The organism is Micromonospora sp. WMMA1949 (assembly GCF_027460145.1).
Classification (GTDB): Bacteria; Actinomycetota; Actinomycetes; order Mycobacteriales; family Micromonosporaceae; genus Micromonospora.
In genome coordinates this window covers 3,151,309-3,167,030 of record NZ_JAPZBG010000001.1, presented here as the reverse complement: position 1 = coordinate 3,167,030, position 15,722 = coordinate 3,151,309, and the positions used below count along the sequence as shown (strand labels likewise).

General features: G+C 73.2%; 20 protein-coding genes. 6 read left to right on the top strand and 14 right to left on the bottom strand.

All coding sequences use genetic code 11. The annotated features are described in order from the left end of the window. Positions 1-61 precede the first annotated feature (61 nt). The gene (locus O7607_RS14995; RefSeq protein WP_269703845.1) at positions 62-733 is read left to right on the top strand and encodes a nucleotidyltransferase domain-containing protein; all 672 of its coding nucleotides are present in this window, start codon (positions 62-64) and stop codon (positions 731-733) included. 9 nt (positions 734-742) lie between these two features. On the opposite strand, the gene O7607_RS14990 is transcribed toward O7607_RS14995, so the two are convergent. The 5 genes from O7607_RS14990 to O7607_RS14970 form a co-directional block, all read right to left on the bottom strand. Then, positions 743-1,480 (bottom strand): alanyl-tRNA editing protein, encoded by a 738-nt coding sequence (locus O7607_RS14990; protein ID WP_269703844.1) that lies wholly within the window; start codon positions 1,478-1,480, stop codon positions 743-745. 11 nt (positions 1,481-1,491) lie between these two features. Further along, a complete protein-coding gene (locus O7607_RS14985; protein ID WP_269703843.1) occupies positions 1,492-2,379 on the bottom strand; it encodes an alpha/beta fold hydrolase in 888 nt (295 codons plus the stop codon). Further along, positions 2,376-2,690, bottom strand: a complete 315-nt coding sequence (locus tag O7607_RS14980; RefSeq protein ID WP_262013214.1) for a DUF2516 family protein — start codon at positions 2,688-2,690, stop codon at positions 2,376-2,378. The genes O7607_RS14985 and O7607_RS14980 overlap by 4 nt, the downstream gene beginning before the upstream one ends. A 72-nt stretch (positions 2,691-2,762) precedes the next feature. After that, positions 2,763-3,578 carry a hypothetical protein gene (locus O7607_RS14975; RefSeq protein ID WP_269703842.1) on the bottom strand — a complete coding sequence of 272 codons (816 nt, stop codon included), beginning with the start codon at positions 3,576-3,578 and terminating at the stop codon, positions 2,763-2,765. Beyond that, positions 3,575-4,183 (bottom strand): helix-turn-helix domain-containing protein, encoded by a 609-nt coding sequence (locus O7607_RS14970; protein ID WP_269703841.1) that lies wholly within the window; start codon positions 4,181-4,183, stop codon positions 3,575-3,577. Before O7607_RS14970 ends, O7607_RS14975 begins: the two co-directional genes overlap by 4 nt. A gap of 114 nt (positions 4,184-4,297) precedes the next feature. Here O7607_RS14970 and O7607_RS14965 point away from each other — a divergent pair, with 114 nt between their 5' ends. After that, positions 4,298-5,095 (top strand): alpha/beta fold hydrolase, encoded by a 798-nt coding sequence (locus O7607_RS14965; protein WP_269703840.1) that lies wholly within the window; start codon positions 4,298-4,300, stop codon positions 5,093-5,095. A 155-nt stretch (positions 5,096-5,250) separates the two neighbouring features. Here the strand turns inward: O7607_RS14965 and O7607_RS14960 are convergent, their stop codons facing one another. The 4 genes from O7607_RS14960 to O7607_RS14945 form a co-directional block, all read right to left on the bottom strand. Continuing rightward, positions 5,251-6,210 (bottom strand): asparaginase, encoded by a 960-nt coding sequence (locus O7607_RS14960; RefSeq protein WP_269703839.1) that lies wholly within the window; start codon positions 6,208-6,210, stop codon positions 5,251-5,253. A 94-nt stretch (positions 6,211-6,304) separates the two neighbouring features. Beyond that, complete coding sequence (locus O7607_RS14955; RefSeq protein WP_269703838.1) at positions 6,305-7,147, bottom strand: 3-keto-5-aminohexanoate cleavage protein; 843 nt, start codon at positions 7,145-7,147, stop codon at positions 6,305-6,307. Positions 7,148-7,258: 111 nt separating this feature from the next. Next, entirely contained in the window at positions 7,259-8,368 is a 1,110-nt protein-coding gene (ygfZ, locus tag O7607_RS14950; RefSeq protein WP_269703837.1) for a CAF17-like 4Fe-4S cluster assembly/insertion protein YgfZ, read from the bottom strand. Next, entirely contained in the window at positions 8,365-8,772 is a 408-nt protein-coding gene (locus tag O7607_RS14945) for a Fur family transcriptional regulator (protein WP_269706987.1), read from the bottom strand. Before O7607_RS14945 ends, ygfZ begins: the two co-directional genes overlap by 4 nt. A gap of 91 nt (positions 8,773-8,863) precedes the next feature. On the opposite strand from O7607_RS14945, the gene O7607_RS14940 reads away from it, so the two are divergent. Beyond that, positions 8,864-9,727 carry an aminotransferase class IV gene (locus O7607_RS14940; RefSeq protein WP_269703836.1) on the top strand — a complete coding sequence of 288 codons (864 nt, stop codon included), beginning with the start codon at positions 8,864-8,866 and terminating at the stop codon, positions 9,725-9,727. Between the two features lie 75 nt (positions 9,728-9,802). Here the strand turns inward: O7607_RS14940 and O7607_RS14935 are convergent, their stop codons facing one another. Then, positions 9,803-10,393: an FABP family protein gene (locus O7607_RS14935; RefSeq protein ID WP_026268511.1), complete on the bottom strand. Its 591-nt coding sequence runs from the start codon at positions 10,391-10,393 to the stop codon at positions 9,803-9,805. A gap of 55 nt (positions 10,394-10,448) precedes the next feature. Next, entirely contained in the window at positions 10,449-10,553 is a 105-nt protein-coding gene (gene mtfM / locus O7607_RS14930) for a small membrane protein MtfM (protein ID WP_013288813.1), read from the bottom strand. Between the two features lie 23 nt (positions 10,554-10,576). Between mtfM and O7607_RS14925 the strand changes: the two genes are divergently transcribed. The 3 genes from O7607_RS14925 to O7607_RS14915 all read left to right on the top strand — a co-directional run bounded on the left by O7607_RS14925 (position 10,577) and on the right by O7607_RS14915 (position 13,477). Further along, positions 10,577-10,939, top strand: coding sequence for a DsrE family protein (locus tag O7607_RS14925; protein ID WP_121686554.1), 363 nt, complete (start codon positions 10,577-10,579; stop codon positions 10,937-10,939). Between the two features lie 73 nt (positions 10,940-11,012). Next, a complete protein-coding gene (locus tag O7607_RS14920; RefSeq protein ID WP_269703835.1) occupies positions 11,013-11,402 on the top strand; it encodes an SCP2 sterol-binding domain-containing protein in 390 nt (129 codons plus the stop codon). After that, positions 11,399-13,477, top strand: a complete 2,079-nt coding sequence (locus O7607_RS14915; RefSeq protein WP_269703834.1) for an amylo-alpha-1,6-glucosidase — start codon at positions 11,399-11,401, stop codon at positions 13,475-13,477. The genes O7607_RS14920 and O7607_RS14915 overlap by 4 nt, the downstream gene beginning before the upstream one ends. A gap of 2 nt (positions 13,478-13,479) precedes the next feature. Here O7607_RS14915 and O7607_RS14910 read toward each other — a convergent pair whose 3' ends face one another. From O7607_RS14910 to O7607_RS14900, 3 genes are all read right to left on the bottom strand, one after another. Then, positions 13,480-14,331: a hypothetical protein gene (locus O7607_RS14910; RefSeq protein WP_269703833.1), complete on the bottom strand. Its 852-nt coding sequence runs from the start codon at positions 14,329-14,331 to the stop codon at positions 13,480-13,482. Between the two features lie 113 nt (positions 14,332-14,444). Continuing rightward, the gene (locus tag O7607_RS14905; protein WP_269703832.1) at positions 14,445-14,783 is read right to left on the bottom strand and encodes a DUF1416 domain-containing protein; all 339 of its coding nucleotides are present in this window, start codon (positions 14,781-14,783) and stop codon (positions 14,445-14,447) included. Then, positions 14,783-15,631, bottom strand: coding sequence for a sulfurtransferase (locus O7607_RS14900; protein ID WP_269703831.1), 849 nt, complete (start codon positions 15,629-15,631; stop codon positions 14,783-14,785). The genes O7607_RS14905 and O7607_RS14900 overlap by 1 nt, the downstream gene beginning before the upstream one ends. Positions 15,632-15,722 lie beyond the last annotated feature (91 nt).

The window sequence follows — 15,722 nt, the reverse complement described above, 5'->3', positions numbered from 1 at the left end:
GCGATACCTGACAACGGAAGTCCGGTTTCCCGAACGAACCGGATGGGCGATCATCACCGGTATGCACCTGCTGCTGTCCGGGATCGTCGGCTCAGTCGCGTACGGGCTGGCCGGACCCGGCTCGGACACCGACCGGCTCGGCGTGTTCGCCGCGCCCACAGTCGCGCTCCACGGCCTGCGCCCGCCACGCGAGTCGGTGGTGACCACCGACCCGGACGTCACGCTGCACGAGGCCCGCAAGTACGCGCTGCTGGCGCTGAGCGGCAACCCGACCGCCACCGAGCTGATGTGGCTGCCCGACGACTGCTACGAGACACGCACCGAGTTCGGCGAGGAGCTGATCGCGATCCGGTCGGCGTTCCTCAGCGCGCCCCGGGTCCGCGACGCCTACCTCGGGTACGCCTCGCAGCAGTTCCGCAAGCTCGCGGGCCGGCCCGCCGACGCCGGTGGGCGGCGGCGCTCGGCGAAGCACGCCCGGCACCTGGCCCGGCTGCTGCACCAGGGCCGGGTGCTGTACGCGACGGGCGTGCTGGAGATCCGCCTCGCCGACCCGGAGTGGTTCCGCGCGTTCGGCGAGCGGGTCGCCGGTGGCGCGCTGGACGAGGCGCAGGCCCTGGTGGCGGCCGCCGAGGCGGAGTTCGACAGGGTCCGCTCGCCGCTGCCGGAGCGCCCGGACGAGGAGACCGCCGAACGCTGGCTGCTCGCCGTCCGAGCGGCCCACCTGCCGCGCTGACCGGACGGGTCAGTCCGCCAGGCGTACGCGTACCCGGCGGTTGGCCCGCCCCTTGCTCTCCACCTTGACCACCTGGACCTTGCCGATCTGGGCGGTGGAGGCGACGTGCGTGCCGCCGTCGGCCTGCACGTCCAGCCCGACGATGTCGACGATCCGCACCTCCTGCTCCTCCGGCGGGATCAGGTTCGACTGGGTACGGATGATGTCCGGCAACGCGAGCGCCTCGGCGCGCGGCAGCACCCGCACCGCCACCGACCGGTCGGCCGCCACCTCGGCGTTCACCAGCTCCTCGATGCGCGCCTTGAAGTCCGGCGGCACCTCGGGCAGGTTGAAGTCCATCCGCGCCTCGCCCGGCTCCATGTTGCCGCCGGTGACGAGCGCGCCGAAGTCACGGAACACCACGCCGCAGAGCACGTGCAGCCCGGAGTGGGTACGCATCAGCATGGTCCGGCGGGCGTCCTCCACCGCGCCGGCCACCTCGGTGCCGACCGGCGGCAGCGGGTCACCCTCGGCCGGGATCAGCCACAGGTCGTCGCCCTTGCGGGTGCCGACGATCCGGGTCTGTACGCCCTGCCACAGCAGCACCCCGTGATCCGGCGGCTGGCCGCCCCCGCCCGGGTAGAACGCGGACCGGTCCAGCACGATGCCCTGCTCCGGATCGGCCGCCAGCACCCGGCAGGTCCACTCGCGCAGGGTCGGGTCGGCGAGGTCGAGACGGTGCGTACGGCCGTGGTGTGTGACGCCCATGGTGGGCGACGTTACCCGTTCAGGAACTCCGAGACGCGCCCCCGCAGGTCGGCGCGTTCGGTCCAGAGCACGCCGGGGCGGTCGTACACGTGCAGGGTGGCGTTTGGAAGCGCGGCGGCGAGCCGTTCGGCGACGGCGACCGGATGCAGGTCGTCCTCGGCGGCGGCGATGACCAGGGCCGGCGCGGTGACCGCGGCGAGTGACCCGGCGTCGTCGAGCGGGGCCTGGGCGGGCAGGTCGGCCAGCCCCGGCGCGAGCCCGTCGCGCAGCAGCTGGTCGAGCCGCTGCCGCAGGTACGCCCAGCCGGCCGGGGTGTTGCGCACCGACGGCGGCAACTCCAGCGACACCGCGTCGGCCAGCGCCGAGGCGTCGCCGTCCGCCACCGCGTCGAGCAGGCCGGTGAGCCGGGCGCGGGCCGCCTCGCCGCGCGGCGTGTCCAGCACGGCGGGCAGGAAGAAGACGAGTTTCTCGAAGCGTTCCGGGCTCTCCGCGAGCAGCCGGCACAGCGCGCCCGCGCCGAGGCTGGCGCCGAACGCCCGGGTGGCGCCGCTCAGGTCGGCGACGGCGCGCAGGTCGCGGGCGAGATCCAGGTAGCTCCACGGCCCGGGCGGGGAGTCGGAGCGGCCGTGCCCGCGGAACTGGAAGAAGACGCGCCGCCCGGTGACGCCGCTGCCGAACGGGCGGGTGGTGGCGATGCCGCTACCCAGCCCGTGCGCGAACACGGTCACCGGCTCACCGGCGCCGGTGACCAGCCGTTCCAGGCTCACGCCGTGCGGGGTGGCGACCAGTTCCGTCTCCGGCTCGGGCAGCGCGGGCCGTCCGGTCCGGGGCGCGCCGGGGCCGGGCCCCCAGGTGCGGGGACCGCCGTCCGGCGGCGGAGGCCAGCGGAAACCTCTCACCAGGACCCTCGGCCGTCGTGCAGGTCACGCAGGCCGGGCCGCACGTCGAGCAGGTAGATGAGACCGGCCGCGATGCCGATCAGTCCGAACAGGCTGATCGGGCCGAAGCCGAGCAGGGTGAGCGCCAGGCAGACCGCCAGGATGGCGATCCAGCCACCCTTGGGCAGCGTGCCGATCGCGGCGAACCCGTCGCCGCGCTGGGTGACCGCGTGCACCAGCGCCACGCCCTGAACGACCAGGGCGAAGACGAGCAGGATCAGCTGGATCACGCTTTGGACTGCGAACGCGAAGATCGGCGCGGCGGTGGCCATGGGAGCAAGCTTATGCCGAGACCCCGGAAACGTCCGACAGGACGTTGTCCGGGGTCCCGGTGGAGCATCAGATCATTCGGCGGCCGGGCGGGTCCGCTTCGTGGTCTTCGGCAGCTTCGCCGACGGGGTGGCCGGCTTCGCGGCCTTGGCGGCGGTCGTCTTGCCGGCGACCTTGGTCGCGGTCGCCTTGGTAGCGCGGGTCCGCTTCACCGCGGCCGGCTTGGCGGCCACCGCCTCGGCCACCTCGGCCGGGCTGGGCACCTCGGTCGTCGCGGCGGCGGTGTCCGGCTTCGCGGCCACCTCGGGCTTCGGGGTCTCGTCGGTCTTCGGGGCCACGTCGACGCCGGTGGCCTCGGTGGCCGCGATGTCGGCGTTCACCGTGTCGGCGGCCTCCAGCACGCCGGCGCCGACGACGCGCTCACCGCGGGCGACCAGCTCGGCGTACGCGGCCAGCGCGCGCTCCTGCGCGGCGTGCGCCCCGGCCACCACGACGGCGGCGTTGCGGGTGGCGGCCTCGCGCAGCTTGTCCAGGTTGGCGGCCTCGCGCAGCTTCTCCAGGTTGGCGGCCTCGCGCAGCTTCTCCAGGTTGGCGGCCTCGCGCAGCTTCTCCAGGTTGGCGGCCTCGCGGAGCTGGTCGAGGTCGGTGGCGACGGCCCGCTCACGCAGCCCGGTGGCGGTCTGGTTGGCGGTCTTCAGCGTCTCGGTGGCCTTCTGGCGCAGCTCGAAGCCGGTGACGACGGCCTTGCCGCCGAGGTCGGTCACGACCCGGGTGCCGAGGCCGCTGACCACGGTGGGCAGCTTGCGCAGCTGCTCCAGGGCCAGCTCACCGGCGCCGGCGGCGGCGTAGAGGGGTGCGGGGATGCGGTTGGTCTTCGGCTGGGTGGTCATGACTGTTCCTCCTCGGCCGCACCGGCGGCCTTCCGGGCCGCCCGGCGGGCGGTCGTGTGCTCAGGGGCGGCGGTGGTCGGCGCGGGCGCGGCACCCGCTTCGGTGACGGCTACCGATTCGAGGACCGCCTCGGTCGGGGTGCCCTCCGGCGTGACCGGACCGGTCGCGGCAGCCGCCACGGTCGCCGGGGCCTCCGGCGCGGTGGCCGTCTCGGTCGTGGTGGCCGCGTCCGCCGTCGTGGCCGCCTCGGTCGCCTCGGCCAGGCGGGCGTTCTCGCGCCGGAACGTCTCGTAGATCTGGGTGAGCGACTGCTTCTGGGCCATGGTCAGTTCGGGGTCGACGGCGATCGCCGCGAGCACGCCCTGGCCCTCCTTGTCGTCCAGCAGCCCGGCACGCAGGTACATCGCCGGGGTGGAGACCCGAAGCGCGCTGGCGAGCTGCTGGAGCACCTCGGCACTCGGCTTGCGCAGCCCGCGCTCGATCTGGCTCAGGTAGGGATTGCTGACGCCCGCCTGCTCGGCGAGCTGACGCAGCGAGATCTTCGCGTTGCGCCGCAGGTCGCGAATGAACCCGCCGACATCGGGAAGGTCCTTGCTGGTGGCCATGACTCAACGCTAGCTCGGGCCGCTAACTCCTGCAAGCAAAACGCTAGCCAGAGTTAGCGGGGTCACCGAAGACGGGTTGCGGAGGGGCATGTCCGGTCCGTACCGTTCCCTCCCGTGACCAAGATCGATATCAACGGCGCCCAGCTCGCGTACGACGAGAGCGGCACCGGTACCGCCGTGGTGCTGCTGCACGCCGGCATCGCCGACCGGCGGATGTGGCGCGGGCAGGTCCCGGCACTCGCCCAGCGGCACCGGGTGATCGCGCTGGACCTGCGCGGCTACGGCGAGTCGGAGCTGCCGCCCACGCCGTTCGCCCACCACGACGACGTGATCGGGCTGCTCGACGCGCTGGGCATCGAGCGGGCCGCGCTCGTCGGCTGCTCGTTCGGGGGCCGGGTCTCGGTGGACACCGCACTGGCCCGCCCGGAGCGGGTCTCGGCGCTGGCGCTGTTCGGCGCCCCGGTCTCCGGCAACGAGTGGTCCGAGGAGACCGAGCAGCTCTGGGAGGAACTGGTCGGCGACGTGGACCCGGAGGACTTCGCCGCCACCGCCGCCGGCGAGGTGCGGTTCTGGGTGGTCGGCCCGACCCGCCGCCCGGAGGACGTCGACCCGGAGCTGATCCGGTTCGCCGAGGAGATGGACCGCCGCGCGCTCGCCGCCGAGCAGGCGCTGAGCGCGATCGAGGTGGGCGAGCTGGACCCACCGGCGATCGACCGGCTGGGCGAGTTGCGCGTACCGGTGCTGGTCGGCACCGGCGCCGACGACCTGGCCGACATCCGCCGCCTGGCCGACCGCATCGCCGACGAGGCCCCCCAGGGCGTACGCATGCCCGACGTGCCGAACGCGGCCCACCTGCTCCCCCTGGAGCGCCCCACCGAGACGAACGCCGCCCTCCAGTCCTTCCTCCCCTGATCCCCCGCCCGCCCGCCGGCCTCGCCTCGGGCTCGGCTCGGCTCGCGCGATCTTGCACTTGCTGCCCCGGCAAACCGGGCATCACCGGCAGGCCGAGGGCCGAATGTGCAAGATCGGCGAGGCTAGGCAGGCGGGGCCGGCGGGCGGGGCCGGGGTCACCAGAGCGGGCGGATGGCGCCTACCGGAAGGCCGCCGCCCAGCAGGGGTGGCTCGGCGTACTCGGTGAGGATGGGGGCGCGCACGTCCAGGCGGGTCAGGGCCGACGCCAGCACCGGCATGCGAGCCCTGGCCGCGCCGTCGTCGATCTTCAGGGCGACGGCGCCGACCTCCGGGATCGCCGCCGCGATCACACCCTCCGCGCCGATCTTGGCGAGCAGACCGGGTACGCCCCGCATCAGCCGGGTGTCCTCCGCCTGGGTGCCGCCGACCAACTCCGGGTACGTGCGCATCGCGTCCGCCACGGTCCGCTCGACGGTGCCGGGCTCGGCGTCGACCAGCCGCAGGAACGCCCGCGCCAACCCGGTCAGCGAGACGGCCAGCACCGGCGCGCCGCAGCCGTCCACCCCGACCGCCGCCGCCCGCTCACCGGTGATCTCCTCGATCGTGGCGGTGAGGCACTCCTGGAGCGGGTGCTCGGGCCGCCAGTAGCCGTCCAACGGCCAGCCCGCGGCCAGGCAGGTACGCACCATGCCGGCGTGCTTGCCGGAGCAGTTCATCAGCACCCGTGCCGGACCGCCGCCGGCCCGCAGCACCGCCTCCCGGGCGGCCTCACCGAACGGCAGGTCCGGCGGGCAGTGCAACGCCTCCTCGGTCAGGCCGGCGTCCCGCAGCAGCGCCGTGACCCGTTCGACGTGGAACTCCTCGCCCGCGTGGCTCGCCGCGACCAGCGCGATGTCGGCCGGGTCGGTCAGCGGCAACCCGGCCCGGAGCATCCCGACCGCCTGCATCGGCTTGTTCGACGAGCGGGGGAAGATCGGCGAGGTGACGTCGCCGGCCCCGGCGACCGGCTCACCGGCGGCGTCGAGCACCACCACGGAACCCCGGTGGACGCCCTCCACGAAGCCGGACCGGACCACCTCGGCGAGCGGCACGCCGCCCTCGTACGTTTTTCCCACGGTATGGACGGTACCGAGGGGACGGGCCCGGTCGGCGGCGGGGTGACCTGCGACGTCGACCGGGCCGGTACGGGGTCGGAGCCGGGTGCGCCGCTTACCGGGCGGTAGCCGGGACGCCGAGCAGCGTACGGGCCTCGGCGGTGGTCAGCGGGGGGCGCTGGGCGAGCTGGGCGAAGCCCACCGCCCGCGCGACGAGCTGCATGTTGGACTCCACCGGGCGTCCCTTGGCGTACGTGACCGTGTCCTCCATGCCGACACGCAGGTGACCGCCGGTCGACAGCGAGGCCAGCATCACCGGGATGGTGCTGCGCCCGATTCCGGTGGCCGAGAACGTGGTGCCCTCGGGCAGGTCACGCAGCATCTGCTGGGCGGCGACCAGGGTCGCCGTGGTGCCGGGCATGCCACCCGGTACGCCCATCACGAAGTCGACGTGCACGTGCCCGCCGTGCGGCAGGCCGTACTTGCCGAGCAGCCGCTGCAACGCGGTGAGGTGACCCAGGTCGAAGATCTCGTACTCGGGGACGACGCCCCGCTCCTGCATCCGGGTGTGCAGGTCGACGATGAACTCCCACCGGTTGAGGAACACGTCGTCGCCGAAGTTGACGGTGCCCATGGTGCAGGAGGCCATGTCGGGCGCGGCGTCGAGCACCGCCAGCCGGGCCGACTCCGGGTCGGTCACCGCGCCGCCGGAGGAGAGCTGCACGATCAGGTCGGTGCCCTCCCGCAGCGCCGCCACCGTGTCGCGCAGCCGCCCCTGGTCGAGCGTGGGCCGCGCGTCGTCGTCGCGGATGTGGACGTGGATCACGGCGGCGCCGAGCGCCTCGCACTCCTTGGCGGTCAGCAGCAGCTCGTCGAGCGTCACCGGCAGCGCCGGCACCTCCGCCTTCGCCGACTCCGCGCCGGTGGGGGCAACCGTGATCAACGTCCCTGTCGTCATGCCCGGATCCTAGACCGGCGCCCGACGCCGGGTCGACCGGAGGATTTCCGGTGCGAGCGGCGTTAAGAAGGGGCCCTTCCTCTACCGGAGGCGTTAATAGGGGCCCCTTCCTTACACGTCAATGGCGGCGGCGCTCTCACCCACCAGCAGACGCGCGTCGTCGGGCGTGTTGCGCTTCAGCACGGCCAGCGCCACCTGACCCAGCTCGAAGTGCTGCACGGCGGTGCCCACGAAGCCGACGGTCCGCCCGTCGAGCGTCACCGGCGTACCGGCCACCGGCGGCTGGTCGCTCGCCACGCCGTCGAGGTGCAGCAGGACCAGCCGGCGAGGGGGTTTGCCCAGGTTGTGCACCCGGGCCACCGTCTCCTGCCCCCGGTAGCAACCCTTGTCCAGGTGCACGGCCGGGGCGATCAGGTCCACCTCGGCCGGGATCGTCCGGTGGTCGGTGTCCACCCCGGCCCGGGCCCGCTTGGCAGCCACCCGGATCGCCTCGTACGCCCACAGCCCCGCCACCGGCACTCCGGCGCCCCGCAGCTCCGCCACCACCCCGTCCATGGCCGCGCGGGGCACCAGCAGGTCGACGCCGAGCGCCACCCGCCGCGCCCATCCGCCGGCCGGCAGCGGCTTGACGTCGTACACCACCGAGGGCCGCGCGGGCAGCTCACCGGAACGGAACTTCGGACCCGGCACCGCTGCCACGTCGGGGGCGGCCAGCCCGGTGACGCCGAGCGTGTCGAGCGCGCCGGGCGTCTCCGGCCCGACCAGCGACAGCAGCGCGTGGTCGGCGGTGGCGTCGCGCGGGTCGACCTTGCTGAAGAACCGCATCTTCTCCAGGTACGACAGCAGGCCCTCGGTCATTCCCGGCTCGGTGTCCAGCCAGGTGGTCTCGCCGTCGTCGGCGACCATCGCGTGCTGCTCGACGTGCCCGTGCGGGGAGAGCACCAGCAGCTCGGTGCCCTGCCACGGCGCCAGCGCGGCCAGGTGCTGGCTGGTGAGGGTGTGCAGCCAGCTGATCCGCTCCTCGCCGGGTACCGCGATCACGCCCCGGTGCGAGCGGTCCACCAGGCCCACGCCGGTGGCCAGGAGCCGTTGCTCGCGCATCGGGTCGCCGTAGTGGGCGGCCACCGGGCCGACGCCCGCCGCCCGGTGGGCCGGTTCCGGCTGGTCCCGGGTCTGCTCGTCGATGGCGTCGGTGGTCACCGCGCCCGCGATGTCGATCATGTGCGTTCCCCGTTCTGTGCGCAGCGGCCGCAGACCCCGAAGAGCGCGACATGCCCGATGTCGACTGTGAACCCCCGCTGTTCGGCCAGCTGGTCGGCGAGCGGGCGGAGCATCTCGGGTGAGATCTCGTCGATCGCCCCGCACTCCCGGCACACCAGGTGCACATGCTGGTGCTCGCCGGCCGCGTGGTAGGTCGGCGAGCCGTGCGACAGGTGCGTGTGCGTCACCAGGCCGAGCCGTTCCAGCAGCTCGAGCGTGCGGTAGATGGTGGTGATGTTGACGCCGGCCGCCACCTCGCGCACCGCCGTGTGCACCTGCTCCGGGGTGGCGTGCCCCAGGTCGAGGACGGCCTGGAGCACCAGCTGCCGCTGCGCCGTCAGCCGCAGCCCGCGCGAGCGGAGCATTTCCGCGAGGGAGGATTCGGACACCCTTCGATCATAGTTCGGCCGCCGCACCACGCGGTCCGCCGCCGGGGTACGCCACTACGCTGCGCCAGTGGGTACGACACGGGTGGCGGTACTCGGCCGAGGGCTCGTACCGGCGGGTGAGCCGGTGCTGCGCGGCGACGACCGGGGCGTCCTGCACGGCGACGGCCTGTTCGAGACCCTGCACCTGCGTGACGGCCGTCCCTGGCTGCGCGAGGCCCACCTGACCCGGTTGCGGGCCGGTGCGGCGGCGATCGACCTGCCGCTGCCGCCGGACGCCGCGCTCGTCGAGCTGCTGGACACGGTCTGCGCCGGCTGGCCCGCCCGGACCGAGGGCGCGCTGCGGCTGGTCTGCACGCGAGGGCCGGAGGGCGGTGGGCCGCCCACGGTGTACGCGACGCTCGGCGAGGTGCCCGCGTCCGCCCGGCTGGCCCGGCGCGACGGGGTGACCGTGGCCACGCTGCCGCTCGGGGTGGCCGCCCGGTCCCGCCCCGAGCTGGGGTGGCTGCCCAGCGGTGTGAAGTCCACCTCGTACGCGCTGAGCACCGCCGCCCGGCGGTGGGCGCAGCGGACCGGCGTGGACGACGTGCTCTGGGTCTCGACGGACGGCTACGTGCTGGAGGGGCCCACCGCCAACGTGGTGTGGCTGCGCGACGGCACCCTCGCCACGGTCCCGGCGGCACAGACCGGAATCCTGCCCGGCGTGACCGCGAACCACCTGCTGGAACGGGCGGCGGAGCTGGGCCTGACCCCCGCCGAACACCTGCCCACCGTGGCGGACCTGCACGACGCCGAGGCGATCTGGCTGACCAGCTCCCTCCGCGGCGTAGCCGAGGTCACAGCCCTGAACGGAACCCCCCGTCCGAGTTCCCCCCTGACCCCCCGCATCCAGGCCCTCCTGAACTTCCCCCCACCCCCGCCCCCACCCCGTTGACCATGAGGTTGGCGGCGTCGGGTGACCGATTTGTCGCCGCCAACTTCATGATCGACGAGAACAGGGGGCGGGGCGTCAGCCGGCCACCCGGGTTAGGCGGGCGGAGAGGTGCGGGCTCAGGGGCTGGCCCACCGCGGCCATCTCCTGGGCGTACAGCAGGGCGCCCTCGACGATGCCGAACAGACGGGCACCGGCGGTGACCTCCTTCGCCGTGGCGGTACGCACGACGGCGTCGGTGGCGAACTCGATCTGCGTGCCCTTGCGCTTGCCGATGTGCAGCTCCATCACGCCGGTCGGCGTGGTCATCAGCGCCTCCAGCTCGTCGGTCACCCGCTCACCGTCGAGCACCGGACGCCACCAGCCCACCTCGCGGCCGGCGGGACGCACCGGGCGGCTCTGCTCGTCCAGGATCCACGCCCGCGACTCGTAGAACAGGAACGGCCGGCCGTCGTGGCTGATCCGGATCTCCTGCGCGTAGTCGAAGTCCTCGATCGTCGGGAACCCACCCCGGCCCCGGCCACGCCACACCCCGATGTACGGCAGCAGGCCGTCCAGGCTCGGGTGCAGCTTCGGGCCGACGCGCAGGTCGTGGCTCTCCTCGTACGGGTACTCCTCGACCGGCGGCGCGTTCAACCACGGCGGCTGAAGCGGATTCTCACTATTCACAGCGCCACCTTCGTTCGCGACTGCGGGGCTCGCAAAACCGGCTCACTCCTCGCGCTCACCATTTACCTCTAGCGATTCGCACTGCCACATAGACCAGGCCACCGGCGAGCGCGCCCAAGCCGGCGACCAGCAGGCTGACGAACCCGATCTCGGTAACCATCCGGACCATCCTATGCTGGCGGCATGGCGCGCACTCTCGTCGTCAAGGCCACCGCCGGCGCGGACTCCCCGGAACGCTGCGCCCAGGCGTTCACAGTCGCCTCGACCGCAGCCGCGGCCGGGGTGGACGTGTCGCTCTGGCTCACCGGTGAATCCACCTGGTTCGCGCTCCCCGGGCGGGCGGAGACGTTCGAGCTGCCGCACTCCGCGCCGCTGGGCGAGCTGCTGCACGTGGTCCTGACCACGGGCCGGGTGACCGCCTGCACCCAGTGCGCGGCGCGGCGGGACATCGGCCCGGACGATGTCATCCCCGGCGTACGCATCGCGGGCGCCGCGGTGTTCGTCGAGGAAGCGATGGCCGAGGGCGCGCAGGCGCTCGTCTACTGAGCGACCCACTCGGTTCGTCCACTCTGACCGGTGAGCCGATCCTGACCCGACATGTCCGGATTGCGCCTACTATGTGAACGTGAGTGAGGCGATCCAACAGTTCTTCGCGTCGTTGCCGGCGCGCGCCGCGTCAGTGCTGAACAGCCCGATCGGCGGCACGCTCCAGATCGACCTGGCCGACGGCAACCGCACCGAACACTGGTACGTGACGCTGGCCCCCGGATCGGCCCAGGTGAGCCGGGAGGAGCAACGGCCGGCCGACGGCGTGCTCACCCTCTCCACCGAACTGTTCGAGAAGCTGGTCACCGGCCGGGAGGCCGGCATGGCCGCAGTGCTGCGCAACGAGGCCACGTTCAGCGGGCACGTCGTGCTGTTCCTGGCGTTCCGCCGGTTCCTGCCGGCCCGGCCCGACGTACGGGATCCGCGCGACGCCGCCCGCGAACACGTCCGGCGGCTGGCGTGAAGGACCGGGTCAGCATCCTCGACGGCAACACCTTCCTGGTCAGCGACGATCGCGGCAACATCCGGCCGTCGTACGACTTCCCCACCGGGCTGTTCTCCTTCGACACCCGGTTCCTCTCCACCTGGATCCTCACCCTCGACGGGCAACCCCTGCACGCCCTCTCCATCGACGACTCGCTGTCGTACAAGACGCGGTACTTCCTGGTCCCCGGCGAGCCGACGCACTACCTGGACGCGAAGGTCTCGGTGATCCGCAGCCGCGCGATCGGCGGCAGCCTGGACGAGGAACTGACCCTGCTCAACCACTCCGAGCAGGAGATGGAGTTTCACCTCCGGCTGGAGATCGGCTCCGACTTCGCCGACCTGTTCGAGATCAAGCACCAGCGGGACAAGAAGGGCCGCACCACGCCGACGGTGGAGACGAACGCGCTGCGGCTGACCTACCGCCGGCAGGCGTTCCACCGCGAGACGCTGGTGACCAGCAGCGCGCCGGCCGAGGTCGACGAGAGCGGGATGACGTTCCGGATCCGGGTCGGCCCGCACGGCGAGTGGACCACCCGGCTGCACATCGACACGGTCATCTACGGCGCGCGGGGCGAGGACATCCGCGCCATCCTGCCGCTGGGCGGCCAACGCACGGCGTCCGACATCGAGACGGAACAGAGCGCCCTGATCAGTCGCGCGCCGAAGCTCGGCTGCGACTGCGAGCCGCTGGCCGGGGCGTACCGGCGCAGCCTCAACGACCTCGCCGCCCTCCGGTACGAGTCGATCACGCTCGGCGTCCGGCTGCTCGCCGCCGGCCTGCCCTGGTTCATGACGCTGTTCGGCCGGGACAGCATCTTCACCTCGCTGCAGGTGCTGCCGTTCCTGCCCGAGATGGTCAAGCCCACCATCGTCATGCTCGCCGGCCTTCAGGGCAGCCGGGTCGACGACTTCCGGGACGAGGAGCCCGGCAAGATCCTGCACGAGCTGCGCTACGGCGAGACCGCCGGCTTCGAGGAGCAGCCGCACTCGCCGTACTACGGGGCGGCCGACACCACGGCGCTGTTCGTGATCCTGCTCGACGAGTACGAGCGGTGGACCGGGGACGCCGACCTCGTGCGCAAGCTGGAGCACGAGACGCGGGCGGCGCTGACCTGGCTGGACACGTACGGCGACCTGCTCGGCACCGGTTACGTCTGGTACATGTCCCGCAACACGGAGACCGGCCTGCCGAACCAGTGCTGGAAGGACTCGCCGGACGCGATCTCCTACGCCGACGGGCAGATGCCCGAGTTCCCCCGGGCCACGTGCGAACTTCAGGGGTACGCGTACGACGCGAAACTGCGCGGCGCCCGGCTGGCCCGCACCTACTGGAACGACCCGACGTACGCCGACCGGCTGGAACACGAGGCGGCGGCGCTGAAGGAACGGTTCAACCGTGACTTCTGGATCCCGGACCGGGAGTACTACGCGCTGGCGCTCGACCCGCGGGGCCGCCAGGTGGACGCGCTCACGTCCAACATCGGCCACCTGCTGTGGAGCGGCATCGTCGACGAGTCACGGGCCCCGGCCGTCGCCGCCCACCTGCTCGGCCCGCGCCTGTTCTCCGGGTGGGGCGTCCGCACCCTCGCCGACGACCAGGGCCGGTACAACCCGGTCGGCTACCACGTCGGCACGGTGTGGCCGTTCGACAACTCGATCATCGCCTGGGGCCTGTGGCGGTACGGCTTCCGGCAGGAGGCCGGCCGGATCTGCGACGCCCTGCTCAGCGCGTCGCACTACTTCGACGGGCGACTGCCCGAGGTGTTCGCCGGCTACGAGCGCGGCCTCACCGACTACCCGGTGGAGTACCCCACCGCGTGCAGCCCGCAGGCGTGGTCCGCCGGCACCCCGCTGCTGCTGCTCCGGGTGATCCTGGGCCTGGAACCGCAGGGCGACCACCTGATCATCGACCCGGCGGTGCCGCCCGGGATGGGCCGGGTGGAACTGCTCGACATCCCGGGCCGCTGGGGCCGGGTGGACGCGCTGGGCCGCAGCCGGGAGCCGCACTCCGAACAGCCGTCACCACCGGCGCTCACCCTGCCCGGCGGTTGACGTCAGGCGGGGCAGGGCGTGGTCGCCGCCACCCGGACCCGCTCGCCGGCCCGCTGCGCCAGCACCGCCGGGTCGCCCGGGCGGGCGTACGCGTCGGCCGAGTCCACCACCGGGGCGGCGCCGGCGCCGAACGCGGCGGCCAGCGGCTGATCGGCCGGCACGGTCGCCTCGGCCCGGGCCGTGCGGACGGTCCCGCCACCGGGGCAGGGCGCGGCGAGCACCCGCACCGGCCCGGTCGCGCCACCCCACCGGCCCAGCGCCGACGCCAGCACCGCCGACTCGGCGGCGGCGTCGGCGGACGGGGCCCGGTAGCCGGAGCCCGTCGGGCGGCAGCCGGTCGCGGCGGTGAGCAGCACCCGGCCCGGACCACCGGCCCGGCCCTCGACCGCGACGAACTCGCCCGCGTCGGCGCGCAGCAGCGGCTCGCCGTCGAGCGTCGACACGCCGGCCCGCCAGCCCGCCGGCAACCGGTCGGCGATGCCGCGCAGCACCTCGCGTACGTCACCGCCGCCGACCGCCACCTCCACGCCGCGCTCCAGCGTCACGCCGTCGTCCATGGGCGTGATCCGGCAGCCACGCTCGAGCCGGTCCGGCAGGAGCGCCGGTACGCCCGCGACGCCGACGGCGGCGGTCAGCTCGCCGATCGCCCGGTCCACCACTGGGCCGGCCTGGTCCAGCGAACGCTGCTCCTTGACCGTCGGCGGGTCGGTACGCACCGACCACCAGGTCAGGCCGGCGAGCAGCACGGCCCACGCCACAGTGGCGGCCACCAGCCGGCGCAGCCCGCGTCGGCCACCGGGGCCGGGCCGGCCGGGCGGGGTGGGCGGGGCGTAGCCCGTCTCGACGGCAGTCACCCGGCCATGGTGTCACGCGTCCGCGAGGTGCCCGGCCGCACCTCGGCCACCTGCCCGCAACGGCTCGTGGCCCGCCACCCGGGAGGGCGGCGGGCCACGATCTCCAGCGTGGGTCAGGCGGCGACCGAGACGGTCACCTCGTTGATCCCGCGGGCCGCGGCCACGGCGGTGTCGCCGTTGCCGTGGCGGGACAACGCACGCAGCGTCCACGAGCCCGGCGCGGCGAAGAACCGGAACTGCCCGGCCGGCGACGTCACCACCTCGGCGGTGAACTCGCCGGTCGAGTCGAGCAGGCGCACGTACGCGCCCGGCACGACCTCACCGGACTCGGCCAGCACGCGGCCGGTGATGACGGTCTCCTTCTCCAGGTCCAGGCTCGCCGGGAGGGGGGCGGACTGGTCCGGCGCGGCGCAGCCGGCGGCAGCCGTCGAGGCGGCGGAAGCGGCGGTCATCAGGCCTCCCCCGGCTCGTCGCCGAGCGCCACCGGCACGCCGACGAGCGAGCCGTACTCGGTCCAGGAACCGTCGTAGTTCTTCACGTTGCGGTGCCCGAGCAGCTCCTGGAGCACGAACCAGCTGTGCGAGGAGCGCTCGCCGATCCGGCAGTACGCGATCGTCTCCTTGCTGTCGTCCAGCCCGGCGTCGGCGTAGATCTTGCGCAGCTCGTCGTCGGACTTGAACGTGCCGTCCTCGTTGGCCGCCTTGGACCACGGGACGCTGATCGCGGTCGGGATGTGGCCGGCCCGCTGCGCCTGCTCCTGCGGCAGGTGGGCGGGGGCGAGCAGCCGGCCCGCGAACTCGTCGGGGCTGCGCACGTCGACCAGGTTCTTGGTGCCGATCGCGGCGACCACCTCATCGCGGAACGCGCGGATCGAGGTGTCCGGCTCCTGCGCGACGTACTGCGTCTTCGGCCGCTCCACCGTGTCGGTGACGAGCGGACGGGCGTCCAGCTCCCACTTCTTGCGGCCGCCGTCGAGCAGCTTGACGTCGCCGTGGCCGTAGAGCTTGAAGTACCAGTACGCGTACGCGGCGAACCAGTTGTTGTTGCCGCCGTACAGGATCACGGTGTCGTCGTTGGCGATGCCCCGGTCGGACAGCAGCGCCTCGAACTGGCTCTTGTTGACGAAGTCCCGGCGGACCTGGTCCTGCAGGTCGGTACGCCAGTCGAGCTTGACGGCACCGGCGATGTGCCCGGTGTCGTAGGCCGAGGTGTCCTCGTCGACCTCGACGAAGACGACGCCCGGGGCGCCGAGGTTCTTCTCGGCCCACTCGGCCGAGACGAGTGCGGTGTCGCGACTCATCAGATCACTCCCTGGTGAGGATGGTTTGGTGAGTCTGCGCGTGGAGATCGATGCCGATGGTTGTCGCACCACACGCGGACCCTGAGCTAGG

Bases quoted from the DNA above. Each gene is read 5' to 3' on its own strand.
- O7607_RS14995 (WP_269703845.1), top strand. From the start codon at position 62: ATGCACCTGCTGCTGTCCGGGATCGTCGGCTCAGTCGCGTACGGGCTG.
- O7607_RS14990 (WP_269703844.1), bottom strand. From the start codon at position 1,480: ATGGGCGTCACACACCACGGCCGTACGCACCGTCTCGACCTCGCCGAC.
- O7607_RS14980 (WP_262013214.1), bottom strand. From the start codon at position 2,690: ATGGCCACCGCCGCGCCGATCTTCGCGTTCGCAGTCCAAAGCGTGATC.
- O7607_RS14975 (WP_269703842.1), bottom strand. From the start codon at position 3,578: ATGACCACCCAGCCGAAGACCAACCGCATCCCCGCACCCCTCTACGCC.
- O7607_RS14970 (WP_269703841.1), bottom strand. From the start codon at position 4,183: ATGGCCACCAGCAAGGACCTTCCCGATGTCGGCGGGTTCATTCGCGAC.
- O7607_RS14955 (WP_269703838.1), bottom strand. From the start codon at position 7,147: ATGACGACAGGGACGTTGATCACGGTTGCCCCCACCGGCGCGGAGTCG.
- ygfZ (WP_269703837.1), bottom strand. From the start codon at position 8,368: ATGATCGACATCGCGGGCGCGGTGACCACCGACGCCATCGACGAGCAG.
- O7607_RS14945 (WP_269706987.1), bottom strand. From the start codon at position 8,772: ATGCTCCGCTCGCGCGGGCTGCGGCTGACGGCGCAGCGGCAGCTGGTG.
- mtfM (WP_013288813.1), bottom strand. From the start codon at position 10,553: ATGGTTACCGAGATCGGGTTCGTCAGCCTGCTGGTCGCCGGCTTGGGC.
- O7607_RS14925 (WP_121686554.1), top strand. From the start codon at position 10,577: ATGGCGCGCACTCTCGTCGTCAAGGCCACCGCCGGCGCGGACTCCCCG.
- O7607_RS14905 (WP_269703832.1), bottom strand. From the start codon at position 14,783: ATGACCGCCGCTTCCGCCGCCTCGACGGCTGCCGCCGGCTGCGCCGCG.
- O7607_RS14900 (WP_269703831.1), bottom strand. From the start codon at position 15,631: ATGAGTCGCGACACCGCACTCGTCTCGGCCGAGTGGGCCGAGAAGAAC.